This is a genomic window from Pseudothermotoga sp. (assembly GCA_025060105.1).
Taxonomy (GTDB): Bacteria; Thermotogota; Thermotogae; order Thermotogales; family DSM-5069; genus Pseudothermotoga_A.
Map to the genome: position 1 here is coordinate 100,151 of JANXCS010000002.1, position 12,974 is coordinate 113,124.

The 12,974-nt window shown below is 44.0% G+C and carries 23 protein-coding genes; all 23 read right to left on the reverse strand.

Going from position 1 to position 12,974, the window contains the following annotated elements:
• Positions 1-9: 9 nt before the first annotated feature.
• Positions 10-378 carry a 50S ribosomal protein L18 gene (rplR, locus tag NZ875_02175; protein ID MCS7174545.1) on the reverse strand — a complete coding sequence of 123 codons (369 nt, stop codon included), beginning with the start codon at positions 376-378 and terminating at the stop codon, positions 10-12.
• A gap of 14 nt (positions 379-392) precedes the next feature.
• Positions 393-947 (reverse strand): 50S ribosomal protein L6, encoded by a 555-nt coding sequence (gene rplF, locus NZ875_02180; protein ID MCS7174546.1) that lies wholly within the window; start codon positions 945-947, stop codon positions 393-395.
• 12 nt (positions 948-959) lie between these two features.
• Positions 960-1,364, reverse strand: a complete 405-nt coding sequence (rpsH, locus tag NZ875_02185) for a 30S ribosomal protein S8 (GenBank protein MCS7174547.1) — start codon at positions 1,362-1,364, stop codon at positions 960-962.
• A 15-nt stretch (positions 1,365-1,379) separates the two neighbouring features.
• Positions 1,380-1,565 (reverse strand): type Z 30S ribosomal protein S14, encoded by a 186-nt coding sequence (locus tag NZ875_02190; GenBank protein MCS7174548.1) that lies wholly within the window; start codon positions 1,563-1,565, stop codon positions 1,380-1,382.
• 13 nt (positions 1,566-1,578) lie between these two features.
• Positions 1,579-2,127: a 50S ribosomal protein L5 gene (rplE, locus tag NZ875_02195; GenBank protein MCS7174549.1), complete on the reverse strand. Its 549-nt coding sequence runs from the start codon at positions 2,125-2,127 to the stop codon at positions 1,579-1,581.
• Between the two features lie 14 nt (positions 2,128-2,141).
• Positions 2,142-2,459 (reverse strand): 50S ribosomal protein L24, encoded by a 318-nt coding sequence (gene rplX / locus NZ875_02200; GenBank protein MCS7174550.1) that lies wholly within the window; start codon positions 2,457-2,459, stop codon positions 2,142-2,144.
• Positions 2,460-2,472: 13 nt separating this feature from the next.
• Complete coding sequence (gene rplN / locus NZ875_02205; GenBank protein ID MCS7174551.1) at positions 2,473-2,841, reverse strand: 50S ribosomal protein L14; 369 nt, start codon at positions 2,839-2,841, stop codon at positions 2,473-2,475.
• A complete protein-coding gene (rpsQ, locus tag NZ875_02210; GenBank protein MCS7174552.1) occupies positions 2,838-3,125 on the reverse strand; it encodes a 30S ribosomal protein S17 in 288 nt (95 codons plus the stop codon). The genes rplN and rpsQ overlap by 4 nt, the downstream gene beginning before the upstream one ends.
• A 6-nt stretch (positions 3,126-3,131) precedes the next feature.
• Positions 3,132-3,332 carry a 50S ribosomal protein L29 gene (gene rpmC / locus NZ875_02215; GenBank protein ID MCS7174553.1) on the reverse strand — a complete coding sequence of 67 codons (201 nt, stop codon included), beginning with the start codon at positions 3,330-3,332 and terminating at the stop codon, positions 3,132-3,134.
• A complete protein-coding gene (gene rplP / locus NZ875_02220; GenBank protein MCS7174554.1) occupies positions 3,329-3,757 on the reverse strand; it encodes a 50S ribosomal protein L16 in 429 nt (142 codons plus the stop codon). The genes rpmC and rplP overlap by 4 nt, the downstream gene beginning before the upstream one ends.
• 18 nt (positions 3,758-3,775) lie before the next feature.
• Positions 3,776-4,405, reverse strand: a complete 630-nt coding sequence (gene rpsC / locus NZ875_02225) for a 30S ribosomal protein S3 (GenBank protein ID MCS7174555.1) — start codon at positions 4,403-4,405, stop codon at positions 3,776-3,778.
• An 18-nt stretch (positions 4,406-4,423) separates the two neighbouring features.
• Complete coding sequence (gene rplV / locus NZ875_02230; GenBank protein MCS7174556.1) at positions 4,424-4,831, reverse strand: 50S ribosomal protein L22; 408 nt, start codon at positions 4,829-4,831, stop codon at positions 4,424-4,426.
• Positions 4,832-4,846: 15 nt separating this feature from the next.
• On the reverse strand, positions 4,847-5,134 hold the full coding sequence (rpsS, locus tag NZ875_02235) for a 30S ribosomal protein S19 (protein MCS7174557.1): 288 nt from the start codon (positions 5,132-5,134) through the stop codon (positions 4,847-4,849).
• A 13-nt stretch (positions 5,135-5,147) separates the two neighbouring features.
• Complete coding sequence (rplB, locus tag NZ875_02240; protein ID MCS7174558.1) at positions 5,148-5,975, reverse strand: 50S ribosomal protein L2; 828 nt, start codon at positions 5,973-5,975, stop codon at positions 5,148-5,150.
• A gap of 13 nt (positions 5,976-5,988) precedes the next feature.
• A complete protein-coding gene (gene rplW, locus NZ875_02245; GenBank protein ID MCS7174559.1) occupies positions 5,989-6,291 on the reverse strand; it encodes a 50S ribosomal protein L23 in 303 nt (100 codons plus the stop codon).
• Positions 6,288-6,962, reverse strand: a complete 675-nt coding sequence (gene rplD, locus NZ875_02250) for a 50S ribosomal protein L4 (protein ID MCS7174560.1) — start codon at positions 6,960-6,962, stop codon at positions 6,288-6,290. The genes rplW and rplD overlap by 4 nt, the downstream gene beginning before the upstream one ends.
• 21 nt (positions 6,963-6,983) lie before the next feature.
• The gene (gene rplC, locus NZ875_02255) at positions 6,984-7,616 is read right to left on the reverse strand and encodes a 50S ribosomal protein L3 (protein ID MCS7174561.1); all 633 of its coding nucleotides are present in this window, start codon (positions 7,614-7,616) and stop codon (positions 6,984-6,986) included.
• A gap of 20 nt (positions 7,617-7,636) precedes the next feature.
• Positions 7,637-7,945, reverse strand: coding sequence for a 30S ribosomal protein S10 (gene rpsJ / locus NZ875_02260; protein MCS7174562.1), 309 nt, complete (start codon positions 7,943-7,945; stop codon positions 7,637-7,639).
• A gap of 54 nt (positions 7,946-7,999) precedes the next feature.
• On the reverse strand, positions 8,000-9,199 hold the full coding sequence (tuf, locus tag NZ875_02265) for an elongation factor Tu (GenBank protein MCS7174563.1): 1,200 nt from the start codon (positions 9,197-9,199) through the stop codon (positions 8,000-8,002).
• 20 nt (positions 9,200-9,219) lie between these two features.
• On the reverse strand, positions 9,220-11,304 hold the full coding sequence (gene fusA / locus NZ875_02270) for an elongation factor G (GenBank protein MCS7174564.1): 2,085 nt from the start codon (positions 11,302-11,304) through the stop codon (positions 9,220-9,222).
• Between the two features lie 11 nt (positions 11,305-11,315).
• A complete protein-coding gene (gene rpsG, locus NZ875_02275; GenBank protein MCS7174565.1) occupies positions 11,316-11,783 on the reverse strand; it encodes a 30S ribosomal protein S7 in 468 nt (155 codons plus the stop codon).
• Between the two features lie 18 nt (positions 11,784-11,801).
• Positions 11,802-12,176, reverse strand: coding sequence for a 30S ribosomal protein S12 (gene rpsL, locus NZ875_02280; GenBank protein MCS7174566.1), 375 nt, complete (start codon positions 12,174-12,176; stop codon positions 11,802-11,804).
• A 287-nt stretch (positions 12,177-12,463) separates the two neighbouring features.
• Positions 12,464-12,973 carry a cob(I)yrinic acid a,c-diamide adenosyltransferase gene (cobO, locus tag NZ875_02285; protein ID MCS7174567.1) on the reverse strand — a complete coding sequence of 170 codons (510 nt, stop codon included), beginning with the start codon at positions 12,971-12,973 and terminating at the stop codon, positions 12,464-12,466.
• Position 12,974: the final 1 nt, after the last annotated feature.

Here is a 12,974-nt window from a genome sequence, read left to right on the forward strand (position 1 = left end):
CACACCTCCTCAAAATTCCAATCCGGCTTCTCTCGCAGCATCCGCTAATGCCTTGATCCTACCGTGATACTTGAAGCCTCCACGATCGAAGACAACCTTTTTGATACCCAAATTCAAGGCACGCTGTGCTATCAATCTTCCAACTTCCCTTGCTGCTTCGATACCATAAGTTTTAGTGAGCTTGTTACGAAGTTCTTTGTCAAGTGTCGAAGCTGCAACAAGCGTGTGGCCCTTACTATCGTCAATTATCTGGGCATAAATATGCTTTTCACTCCTGAAAACCGACAGGCGGGGTCTTTCAGATGTTCCCCTGACTTTTTTTCTTATTCTTAAATGTCTTTTAATCCTACTTAGATTTCGATCCTCTTTTTTTATCACACCGAATGCCCCCTTTATGCTTTCTTTCCTTCCTTCTTTCTCACAACTTCATCTTTGTACTTGATACCCTTTCCAGTATAAACGTTCACTTCTCTGTAAGACCTGATCTGTGCGGCAAACTGACCAACCTTTTGTTTGTCGGGCCCTTTCACAACAACAATGTTCGGTGCAGGTGTTTCGACAGTGATTCCGGCCGGTGCCTCGAGTACCACAGGATGTGTGTATCCAACTTGAAGCGTTAACTTATTACCCTGCGCCTGTGCTCTGTAACCGACTCCTATGATTTCGAGCTGTTTTTCAAAACCGTTGGTAACACCGACCACCATGTTTTTGATTAAAGACCAATAAGTTCCTTGAAACATCTTGAGAACGCGTTTCATGGACTTTCTTATCAACATCTCTTCGTTCTGCTTGACCCAGATCTTGTTGTCCTCTATTTCAATTTGCACGTAAGGAGATAATTTTTGAGATAGTGTTCCTTTAGGACCTTTGACCATTATCGCGTCAGATTGGATTTGAACGCTGACGCCTGCAGGTACAATTATGGGTCTCTTTGCGAGCTTCGACATGTCCTCACCTCCTCACCATATGTAAGCAATGATTTCTCCACCGACTCCCATTTCCCTAGCTTCTTTGTCCGTTACAACACCCTTAGAGGTCGTTAGTATGGCTATTCCCAAACCGTTCTTGACCTTAGGTAACTCTTCTCTCGTGACATAGATGCGTCTGCCAGGTTTGGATACCCTCACGATGCCATGAATGACCCTCTCACGGTTCTTTCTCAATCCTTTGTACTTCATATATATCCTCAGGATACCTTGTTTACCATCTTCGATATATTTGTAGTCCTGAATGAAACCTTCACGCTTGAGTATCTCGCATATCGCACGCTTTAAATTCGATGCTGGCACATCTACGTATTCTTTAAACACAACATTGGCGTTCCTGATTCGCGTGAGCATATCGGCTATCGGGTCGCTCCACATTGTTCTCCCTCCTCTTCACCAACTTGCCTTCTTGACTCCAGGGAGCTTACCTTCCAGTGCCATCTTCCTGAAACAAACCCTACACAAACCGAATTCTCTGTAAACAGATTTTGCTCTACCACACATAACACACCTTGTGTACTCACGCACCTTAAATTTCTTTGGTTTTTTCCATCTTTCTATCAATCCTTTTCTCGGCATCTATATCTCCTCCTCACTTTCTGAACGGTAGACCTAACAATTCTAAAAGCCTTTTCGCTTCCCTATCAGTTTTTGCTGTTGTGACAATTGTGATGTCCATACCCTGGACGCGGGTGGCTTGATCGGGTGTAATCTCAGGGAAAACAAATTGCTCGCTCAAACCGAAACTATAGTTTCCTCTACCATCGAACGAGTCTGGATTCAACCCTCTGAAGTCCCTCACCTTTGGTAAAGCAATATTGGCAAGTTTGTAGAGAAAATTCCACATTCTCAGTCCACGGAGTGTTACTTTTAAACCTATGTTCATACCTTTTCTTATCTTGAAGTTTGAAATGCTCTTCTTTGCTTTTGTAATAACGGGCCTCTGACCTGCGATGACCGCAAGTTCATTCATATGCTTGGTCAACAGATCAGCATTTCTAGCACCCTCACCAATACCCATGTTTATGACTATCTTTTCAAGTTTTGGAACTTCATGAATGTTTTTGTATCCAAATTCTTTCATCAATATCGGTACTATCTCTTTCTGATATTTCTCCTTCAAAGGCATATACTGAGCCATCTTCTGATTCCTCCTCATACTTTATCAACAATCTCACCGCACTTCTTGCAATATCTCACTTTTGTACCATCCTCTAAAAATTTCATACCAACGCGCGTTGGTTTGTCACAGCTTGGGCACACTACCATTACTTTGCAAGCGTAAATCGGTGCTTCCCGTTCGATAATACCGCCTTCCCTCAACTGAGGGATCGGTCTTTGATGCCTCTTGACCATGTTGACTCCCTGAACTACAACTTTATTTTCTTTCGGAATAACCCTGAGAACTTTTCCTCTTTTACCTTTGTCCTTACCTGAAATGACTTGAACTAAATCATCACGTTTAATGCGCATGAATTTTCACCTCTCAAAGGACCTCTGGTGCCAGAGATACGATCTTCATGTAACCTTTCTCACGGATTTCTCTGGCTACTGGCCCAAAAACTCGAGTCCCTCTTGGTTCATTGAATTTATCCAACAACACGGCAGCGTTGTCATCGAATCTTATGTATGTTCCATCGGGTCTTCTTATGGGCTTCCGTGTTCTAACGATGACTGCCTTTACAACTTCTCCTTTCTTGATCCCTGTGTTGGGAATGACATCCCTGACGGAACATACGACCACGTCTCCTACGGTACCATATTTCTTATGATAACCACCGAGAACCCTTATGACTCTCAAAACTTTCGCACCAGAATTATCCGCGACGTTGAGATAAGTTTCTGTTTGAATCATATTTGCTCACTCTCCTCAACCCCGGGCATTTTTTCAGTCTGATAGCCTCGCTGGAGTATCTCCACAACTCTCCATCTTTTAGTTTTACTCAGAGGTCTCGTTTCTTCTATGAGAACAACATCTCCAACTTTGCAGGTATTATTTTCATCGTGAACGTGGTATTTCTTAGATCTCTCTATGTGTTTCTTGTAATCGGGATGCTCGAATCTCCTGGTGACTTTGACCACAACTGTCTTATCCATTTTGTCACTGACCACAACACCTATCAATCGTTTCTTTGGCATCGTTGATTACCTCCTTACTCCCAGTTCTCGTTCACGAAGTATTGTCTTGATCCTTGCTATATCTCTTTTGGTTTCCTCTATTAGAGATGTATTTCTCAATTGCCCCATTGCTAATTGAAATCTCAGTTCCATGAGTTGCCTCTTTTTTTCATCCAACAGCTTTTTCAATTCTTCATCAGTATAGTTTCTGATATCACTTGCTCTCATACGGCTTCACCCCCGAAAGAAGTCCTCGAAACTATCTTGGTTGGGATTGGCAACTTACTAGCAGCATACTCGAGGGCTTGCCTAGCGGTTTGCTCATCGACACCTGCGATTTCGTATAAAATTTTGCCAGGTCTAACTGGACAGACCCAGCCTTCAACGTTACCCTTCCCTTTACCCATCCTTGACTCAGCAGGTTTCTTGGTGTAAGGTTTATCTGGAAAAACTCTGATCCAGAGTTTTCCACCTTTTTTTAACACCCTCATGATGGCTATCCTACCAGCTTCAATCTGCTGAGCTGTGACCCAGGAAGGCGCAAGAGCTTTCAAACCCCACTCACCAAAAGCAACTGTTGTTCCACCCTTCGCCTCACCTTTGATTCTTCCTCGTTGTTGCTTTCTGTATTTGACTCTTTTTGGCATCAACATCTTGTTCCCTCCTCATTTTTAGATCTGCACATCACCTTTGTATATCCAAACTTTAACACCGATCGTACCATACTTCGTTTCAGCTCTAGCTGTTCCGTAATCTACCACCGCCCTCACCTTTTGCAACGGGAGTCGACCTCTCAAATACCATTCGCGTCTTGCTATTTCAGCACCAGCCAGACGACCAGAAACCATCGTCTTGATTCCAACAGCACCTTTACGAATCGCATCGGAAATAGCCCTCTTCATTGCACGCTTGTATGATGCCCTTTTCTCAATTCTAGTTGCTATACTTTCGGCCACAAGTTGTGCATCAAGCTCGGGCGTTTTTACTTCTTCAACATTCACAACAACTCTTCTGTTGAGCTTCTTTTCAAGCTCTTCTCTTAATTTACCGATCTCAGTACCCTTCTTACCTATGATGACACCAGGACGCGCAGTTCTAATAACCACCGTGACAGTTTCATTGTCAGGTCGTTCTATGAAAACCTCACTTATACCAGCTTGAATGTACATTGACTTAACCATCTTCCTTATCTCTTCGTCTTCTCTAAGCCATGAACTGTAGTTCTTCTCATTGAACCAGCGTGCTTGCCAGTTTGATGTGATGCCCAGTCTGAATCCTCTCGGATGCACTTTCTGACCCACCGTATCACCTCTCTAGATTTAGTCTTTGCTTTTCACAACTACTGTTATGTGGCACATCCGCCTTTGGATTATATCCGCTCTTCCCCTACCGCGTATCCAAATTCTTTTCATCCTTGGACCATCATCCACAACACAGTGAGAAATGTAAAGGCCATCTCTACTGAGTTTCGCATTGTTCTCAGCGTTGGCCACAGCTGACTTCAGGACTTTCTCGATGATTCTCGCAGCTTTTTTGGGAGACATTTGAAGAATTTGGAAAGCTTCATCGACACTTTTACCTTTTATAGCATTCACTACACAGCGAGCTTTTCTTGGTGATAATCTCACGTACTTGGCAACAGCACGTGCTTCCTTCGTCTCAACTTCTTCACGTTGCTTTTGCTGAACAGATCGTTTAGGCCTTCTAACTTGATTCTCAGTAGGCATAGACTTGTTCCCTCCTCACTTGACTTGACCTTTAGAGGCTACTTTTTTGTCCGCGTGACCTCCAAATCTCCGTGTCAGTGCGAACTCACCGAGCCTGTGGCCAACCATATTTTCTGTTATGTATATGGGTATGTGTTTCAAGCCATTGTGAACAGCTATCGTGTGCCCTACCATTTCAGGCACTATGGTGGAAGCCCTGCTCCAAGTCTTTATGATCTTTTTCTCGCCAGTTTCATTGAGCATCCTTATTTTCTTTAACAATTTTGGATCAACATACGGTCCTTTCTTCTTCGATCGGGACACGAAAACACCTCCTTCAGACTTCATTGCGCCTGCGGACTATGAATTTGTCCGATGGTCTTCTGCCTCTTCTAGTCTTGTATCCCTTGCATGGTACACCCCAAGGAGTTACTGGATGCTGACCTTTACCCCTTCCTTCCCCACCACCCATTGGATGATCCACGGGATTCATCACCATACCTCTTACATGCGGCCTTCTGCCTTTCCAACGTGGTCTTCCGGCTTTGCCATCAACCTCGTTCTTGTGGTCCTCATTGCCGACCACACCTATAGTGGCATAACATTTTATGTGAATTTTTCGCAATTCGCCGGATGGCATTCTTAAAAGGGCGTAATCTCCTTCCTTCGCCATCAATTGACAGGCAACACCAGCCGAGCGAGCAATCTTTCCACCGGAGCCCGGTTTGATTTCCACGTTGTGTATCATCGTTCCAAGGGGTATTTTCTCGAGAGGAAGCGCATTACCAACTCTTATTTCAGCCTCGGGTCCAGCCATGATGGTGTCTCCGACCTGAAGACCATTGGGAGCCAGAATGTACCTTTTCTCTCCATCAGCGTAGATAAGCAACGCTATCCTCGCGGTTCTGTTCGGGTCATATTCAATGGACACAACCCTGGCGGGTATACCTATCTTGTCACGCTTAAAATCGATAATCCTATACCTGCGCTTGTGACCTCCTCCGCGAAATCTCACCGTCGTATGACCGTGATGGTTTCTCCCACCAGTTTTCTTGATGGGTACCAGTAAGGATTTCTCAGGTTCTCCTTTGGTTATTTCCGAGAAATCAGGAATCACCATGAATCTCCGGCCGGGCGTGATCGGTTTGAACTTCTTTAGACCCATCTAAATTCCTCCTTCACTGCTGGACTTCCAGCTCTTTAATAACATGGCCCTCTTTCAACGTGACGATAGCTTTTTTCCAACGTCTAGTGTCCCCTTCGAATAAACCTCTGCGTTTGGGTTTTGGTTTCATCAGAAGAATATTCACTTTCTCAACTTTGACATTGAACAATTTTTCCACAGCATTTCTAACTTGGTGCTTGTTCGCTTTGAGATTGACTTCGAAAACATATTTTCTATTCTCTCTGGCAAGAGTGGTTTTTTCAGTTACCATGGGTCTAATAATTACGTCGTATGGCGTGAGCTTTCCTTGGCTCATTTCAGCACCTCCTCGATCTTCTCTACCACATCCTTTGTCAGAACGAGCTTCTCGTGATTGATGATATCGTAGACGTTCAATCCATCTATTTTTACCTTGTCCTCCTGGCCGACACCTGGATTGTCGGCAATTATCGCTTTGAGACCTGGTATATTCCTGCAAGCAAGTTTAACATTTTCGTACTCAGGCTTCTTCCATGGTAATACGAAGAGGACTTTCTTTCCAAGTAATTGAAAGTCATTTAACAATTGCTTCATGTTCTTCACTTTGGGATCACCGAATTTTATGTCATCTACGACGATCAGGTTCCCTTCACGAAACCTTTGAGACAACGCAGACTTTATGGCTAATCTCTTCATTTTCTTTGGCAGTTTTTTACTCCAATCCCTTGGCTTTGGACCGTGCGCAACACCACCGTGTCTCCATATAGGGGATCTTATTGACCCGTGTCTTGCTCTACCTGTGTGTTTTTGCGGCCAAGGTTTCTTCCCACCACCACTCACTTCTGCCCGCGTCTTCGTTGAAGCAGTACCCGCACGTTTGTTGGACAGTTGATAATCGATGTACCGCCACATCACATCCAAATTTGGTTCAATATTGAATATCTCATCCTTGAGTTCTTGTACACCTATCTTTTGTCCTTTCACATTGTAAAGGTCGACGACAGCCATATTTTCAACTCCTCCTCAAACTCATTTTCGGGTTTTCTTGGGGCTCCTGACGAGCACCAAGCTACCCCTCGCTCCCGGGACAGAACCTTTGACCGCTATGAGGTTATTTTCAATGTCGAGCTTGATGACTTCCAAGTTATGCACTGTGACTCTTTCGTTTCCATACCTTCCGGGCATCCTTTTACCTTTCCATATCTTCGCTGGCTCCGTGTGCTGACCAAGAGAGCCGAGCTCTCTGTGAAACTTTGAACCGTGGGATTTTGGTCCTCCAGAGAATCCCCATCGCTTTATAGCTCCTGCAAACCCTCTACCTTTTGTCCAGCCGATTACATCAACTAACTCACCCGGCTGGAATATATCAACTTTGATTGTCTGTCCCACTTCGTACTTGCTGAGTTCCTCCTCACTGTCGAGTCTCATTTCCTTCAAAATCCTTAAAGGTTTTAGATTTGCTCTCTTGAAGTGTCCTTCGAGAGGTTTGTTACACTTTTTGATTTCCTCAAAGCCTAACTGCACCCCACAATAACCATCAATTTGAGGAGTTTTCTTTTGCACAACATAGCAAGGACCGGCTTTTATCACGGTGACCGGTACAACCTCATTGCCTTTGAACAATTGAGTCATTCCTATTTTTCTACCGATGATCATTTTCATGCTCCAACACCTCCTAAGGTTCAGAGTTTGATCTCTACATCGACACCTGCTGGAAGGTTTATCTTCATCAAAGCGTCAATCGTCTTCGGCGAAGGTTCGATTATATCTATCAATCGCTTGTGAACCCTTTTTTCAAATTGCTCTCGTGAGTCTTTGTGCTTGTGCGGAGAGCGCAGAACAACATAGAGTGTCCTCTCCGTTGGCAAAGGTATGGGTCCCGATATCTTTGCGTTGGTTGACTTAGCAACCTCCACAATTTTCTTTGCAGATTCATCAAGAAGCTCGTGATCATAAGCTTTTAACTTTATCCTGATCCTCTGTCCAGGCATGAATTTTGTCCCCTCCTCTTCGTCCAAAAAGTGGGGGAAAAATCCCCCACAAGATCACTCTATGATCTCCGCAACGACTCCTGCTCCAACTGTTCTGCCGCCTTCTCTTATGGCGAAACGCATACCTTTTTCGATGGCAATTGGGTAAATCAATTTTATCGTTAATATTGCATTATCTCCCGGCATAACCATCTCAGCGTTATTTCCAAGCTCAAGAATTTCCCCTGTCACATCTGCTGTTCTGATATAGAACTGCGGTCTGTAACCTTTCATGAACGGTGTGTGTCTGCCACCTTCCTCTTTCTTGAGAACATAAACATTCGCTTTGAACGTTGTGTGAGGAGTGATAGATCCAGGCGCTGCCAACACTTGTCCTCGCTCGACTTCATCCTTATCGATACCTCTCAACAAACAACCAACGTTGTCACCTGCGATACCTTCATCGAGTTCTTTTCTGAACATTTCAACGCTTGTTACAACTGTTTTCTTTATCTCATAGCTCAGACCTACTATCTCGACTTCGTCACCCGGTCTGATGCGTCCGCGCTCGATCCTACCGGTAACAACCGTTCCTCTTCCCGTGATAGAGAACACATCCTCTATAGCCATCAAGAAAGGCTTATCTACGTCTCGGATTGGTTCAGGTATGTAGTTATCGAGAGCATCTAAGAGCTCCTGAATAGCTTTATAAGCTGGATCATTTGGATTATTAGCTTCCATAGCTTTAAGAGCAGAACCCCTGATCACTGGAACTTCATCGCCTGGAAATTCGTATTTGGTAAGAAGCTCTCTGACCTCCATTTCGACAAGATCAATCAATTCGGGATCATCAACTGCATCGACTTTGTTGAGGAACACAACCATGTACGGCACGTTGACTTGTCTTGCGAGAAGCACATGCTCACGTGTCTGTGGCATTGGACCATCTGTTGCGGCGACAACCAGGATCGCTCCATCCATCTGCGCAGCACCGGTGATCATGTTCTTTATGTAGTCAGCATGTCCTGGACAATCGATATGGGCATAGTGCCTCTTCTCCGTTTGATACTCAACGTGCGTGATGTTGATAGTGATTCCTCTAGCTTTCTCTTCTGGTGCTTTGTCAATCTGATCGTAAGGCACATAATTCGCCAAGCCTTTGAATGATAAATACTTGGTGATGGCAGCTGTTAAAGTCGTCTTACCATGGTCGATATGACCTATGGTTCCTACGTTGACATGTGGTTTGCTTCTAACAAATTTTTCCTTAGCCATTCAAACTCCCTCCTTCACCTTTAAACAGCCTTCAAAAGCTTCTCCAAGATCCTATCTGGTATCTCTTGATAGTGCGAGAATTGAGCTGTATAAACAGCTCTACCTTGGCTCAGAGATCTCAAGACTGTGGCATAACCAAACAACTCTGACATTGGAGCAGTTGCGCGAATGATTTTGGTATTCGCTTTAGTTTCCAAAGCCTGTATGGTAGCTCTACGAGAATTCAGATCAGCTATGATGGAACCTAAATATTCCTCAGGTGTTACTATCTCAAGTCTCATAATTGGTTCCAGCAACACAGGTTCACAATCTTTCATTGCGTTTTTGAAAGCTAAACTAGCAGCTATTTTGAAGGCAATCTCCGAAGAGTCTACTTCATGATAAGAACCATCTATCAACACAGCCCTTATTCCGATCATCGGGTAACCTGCAACGTAACCCATCTCCATAGCCTCTTTGATGCCCTGTTCTATCGCAGGTATGTATTCTTTCGGTATTGTACCACCAACTATAGCATTGACAAACTCAAAATGTTTTCCCTTGTCATAAGAAATAGGTTCAAACCTTAAGACCACGTGACCGTACTGACCCCTACCACCTGTTTGTCTAATATACTTTCCTTCAGCCACGGCACTTTTGGTTATGGTTTCTCTGTAAGAAACCTGCGGTCTTCCGACTTTAACATTCACGTTGAACTCTCGTTTCAACCTATCTGTCACGATTTCTAGGTGTAATTCACCCATGCCTGATAGAATGATTTGACCAGTTTCCTCATCAACACTGACTTTTAAAGTGGGGTCTTCCTCACTCAAGGCCGTCACGGCACGAACCATCTTTTCTTCTTCATCTTTCGTTGTTGCCTCAATCGCTACAGATATAACAGGCTCTGGAAAGTCAAACCTTTCTATCAGTATTGGACGATTTTCATCGCAGAGTGTATCACCAGTTGTGGTGTTCTTTAAACCTACCACGGCAACTATGTCTCCAGCCCTCGCGGTTTCCACTTCTTCTCTCTTATCCGCATGCATGAACATCAATCTAGAAATGCGTTCCCTAACGTTCTTTGTTGAATTATACACATAAGAACCTTTTTCCAGCTTACCTGAATAGACACGCAAATAGGTAAGCTTACCAACGTATGGATCCACCTGAACTTTAAAAGCAAGGGCAGCAAAGTCGCCTTCCTCCGTTGGTAAAACCTCAACTTCTTTTCCGTCAAGAGTTTGCGCTTTGAGCGGAGGTAAATCCAAAGGTGACGGTAAATAGTCTATCACAGCATCTAATAAAGGTTGAATACCTTTATTCCTCGCAGCAGCTCCACACAAGACTGGAACTATCTTGTTTGCAATGGTTAATCTCCTGATTACCGATTTCATTTTCTCAATTGGAATTTCCTCATCTTCAAGGTAAAGGTTCAAAACTTCCTCATCTTCTTCGGCGAGAATCGATATGAGCTCCTCACGTCTGTCTTCAGCTTCACCAACGAGATGTTCTGGTATCTCTTGCTCGATGTATTGCGAACCGTCTTCACTAGTCCAAATTATTGCTTTCATTTTGAGAAGATCTATAACACCTACAAACTCTCTCTCAGAACCAATTGGCATTTGCACCGCAACAGGCTTAGCATGGAGCCTCTCGATCATACTCTTTACAGCCATGTCAAAATCGGCCCCAGTCTTGTCCATTTTATTCATGAAGGCTATCCTTGGCACACCGTACTTGTTCGCTTGACGCCATACCGTTTCACTCTGGGGTTCCACGCCAGCCGTTGCGTCGAATAACGCAATCGCCCCATCCAAAACCATTAAGGAACGTTCCACCTCTATGGTGAAATCCACATGGCCGGGCGTATCTATTAAGTTTATTCTGTAACCTTTCCAGAAACACGTCGTTGCCGCTGCTTGTATCGTTATGCCTCTTTCTTTCTCCTGCTCCATCCAATCCATCGTGGCCGTTCCTTCATCGACGCTGCCGAGTACATGTTTACGACCCGTATAATACAAAATACGCTCAGACGTCGTCGTCTTACCAGCGTCTATGTGAGCCATTATTCCTATATTACGCAGTCTCTCAAGAGGCACATACAAAGCCTGAATTTCTAACATAGTTTTTCCTTTCACCACCGCAGATGGGCAAACGCTCTGTTCGCCTCCGCCATCTTGTGAACATCTTCTTTCTTCTTGACGGCGGCTCCTGTTCCTTGATAAGATGCTATCAACTCTTCTGCCAGTTTGATGTACATAGGTCTTCCTTTCTTTGCTCGTGCTGCCACAACAATCCAACGAAGCGCCAAAGAAGTTCGTCTTGGTTCCTGCACTTCGATTGGAACTTGATATGTTGCGCCTCCAACACGTCTAGGTCTCACTTCGAGCACAGGTCTGACGTTATCAACAGCTTTCTGAAAAACCTCCAGTGGATCCTTCCCTGTCTTCTCTCTTATGTGATCAAAAGCCTCATAGACTATCTTCTGAGCAACAGTTTTCTTACCATCCCACATGATTTTGTTTATTAATTTGGCGACTAGGACGTCTCCATAAACCGGATCAGGAGCTATCTTTCTGACTTCCGCTCTTCTTCGTCTCACACTACCAACCTCCAAACGTCACTTCTTCGGCCTCTTGGCACCATACTTACTTCTAGATTGTTTCCTGTTCTCAACACCTGCGGCATCCAACGTACCACGAATGATCTTATACCTTATTCCCGGAAGGTCTTTCACTCTTCCTCCCCTCACGAGGACAACAGAGTGTTCCTGTAAGTTGTGACCAATTCCAGGTATGTACGCCGTCACTTCAACTCCGTTTGAAAGCCTAACTCTTGCAATTTTCCTTAGAGCCGAGTTCGGTTTTTTCGGAGTCATTGTTGTGACTCGTATACAAACACCACGTTTTTGTGGATTTCCCATCAAAGCAGGTGCCTTTGATTTTTCGATTTTCCTCTCGCGACCAAAACGTATCAACTGATTTATAGTCGGCATCAAAAACCTCCCTTCGATAACGCACCGAAACGTCATTTTATTACAAATAACCAGTTTTGTCAATTATGAGAAAGATGCTCGCGAAACTCATTATACTACTTCGGCGCTTACACAAGCAAAGGTTAATGTAACAGTTAGTAAACTGCACGTTGCAACAAATCAATCACTCCAAAATTGGTTCATGATAAGTACAGAGTACTCGAAAATTCGAAATCGAGAGAGTAACCCACGAGTTTTAAGGATAAAAAACCGATGAACAACTTTAAAAGAACTTTTCAATGGATTCATCAAAATTCAATGCCTTTTCTCGCTTGGACACCTTTCGCATAATAGTGCTTCACTTCAACCATCTCTGTCACTAAATCCGCGGCATCGATCAACTCTTTCGGAGCGTACCTCCCAGTAATTATTATCTCGGTTCTCTCATGTCTTTTCGAAATCACATTCAACAAATCTTGAACAGAAAACAAACCAAGGTGAACCGCTATGCTGGCTTCATCCAATATGATCACATCGTACTCACCACTGCTGATGACCTCACGACACCTGTTCAAACCACAAAGGGCCAGCTTCACATCTTCCTCATCCGGTTTTCCGTGCACAAACTTTGGTCTTCCAAACCTTTCCAAAGTGACATTCGGGAAGAGCTGCAATGAATGAATTTCTCCATAGTCCATTCCTTTTAAAAATTGAGCAATATAAACCTTCATGTTGTATCCTAGGGCTCTTAAAGCCAGACCTAGAGCTGCCGTTGTCTTGCCTTTACCATTTCCCGTATACACATGAATATAACCCAAC

Excerpts from the sequence above, each read along its gene's own strand:
- rplF (MCS7174546.1), bottom strand. The coding sequence starts at position 947 with ATGTCGAAGCTCGCAAAGAGACCCATAATTGTACCTGCAGGCGTCAGC.
- rpsH (MCS7174547.1), bottom strand. The coding sequence starts at position 1,364 with ATGTGGAGCGACCCGATAGCCGATATGCTCACGCGAATCAGGAACGCC.
- NZ875_02190 (MCS7174548.1), bottom strand. The coding sequence starts at position 1,565 with ATGCCGAGAAAAGGATTGATAGAAAGATGGAAAAAACCAAAGAAATTT.
- rplE (MCS7174549.1), bottom strand. The coding sequence starts at position 2,127 with ATGGCTCAGTATATGCCTTTGAAGGAGAAATATCAGAAAGAGATAGTA.
- rplX (MCS7174550.1), bottom strand. The coding sequence starts at position 2,459 with ATGCGCATTAAACGTGATGATTTAGTTCAAGTCATTTCAGGTAAGGAC.
- rplN (MCS7174551.1), bottom strand. The coding sequence starts at position 2,841 with ATGATTCAAACAGAAACTTATCTCAACGTCGCGGATAATTCTGGTGCG.
- rpsQ (MCS7174552.1), bottom strand. The coding sequence starts at position 3,125 with ATGCCAAAGAAACGATTGATAGGTGTTGTGGTCAGTGACAAAATGGAT.
- rpmC (MCS7174553.1), bottom strand. The coding sequence starts at position 3,332 with ATGAGAGCAAGTGATATCAGAAACTATACTGATGAAGAATTGAAAAAG.
- rplP (MCS7174554.1), bottom strand. The coding sequence starts at position 3,757 with ATGTTGATGCCAAAAAGAGTCAAATACAGAAAGCAACAACGAGGAAGA.
- rplV (MCS7174556.1), bottom strand. The coding sequence starts at position 4,831 with ATGCCTACTGAGAATCAAGTTAGAAGGCCTAAACGATCTGTTCAGCAA.
- rplB (MCS7174558.1), bottom strand. The coding sequence starts at position 5,975 with ATGGGTCTAAAGAAGTTCAAACCGATCACGCCCGGCCGGAGATTCATG.
- rplW (MCS7174559.1), bottom strand. The coding sequence starts at position 6,291 with ATGAGCCAAGGAAAGCTCACGCCATACGACGTAATTATTAGACCCATG.
- rplD (MCS7174560.1), bottom strand. The coding sequence starts at position 6,962 with ATGGCTGTCGTCGACCTTTACAATGTGAAAGGACAAAAGATAGGTGTA.
- rplC (MCS7174561.1), bottom strand. The coding sequence starts at position 7,616 with ATGAAAATGATCATCGGTAGAAAAATAGGAATGACTCAATTGTTCAAA.
- rpsJ (MCS7174562.1), bottom strand. The coding sequence starts at position 7,945 with ATGCCTGGACAGAGGATCAGGATAAAGTTAAAAGCTTATGATCACGAG.
- tuf (MCS7174563.1), bottom strand. The coding sequence starts at position 9,199 with ATGGCTAAGGAAAAATTTGTTAGAAGCAAACCACATGTCAACGTAGGA.
- fusA (MCS7174564.1), bottom strand. The coding sequence starts at position 11,304 with ATGTTAGAAATTCAGGCTTTGTATGTGCCTCTTGAGAGACTGCGTAAT.
- rpsL (MCS7174566.1), bottom strand. The coding sequence starts at position 12,176 with ATGCCGACTATAAATCAGTTGATACGTTTTGGTCGCGAGAGGAAAATC.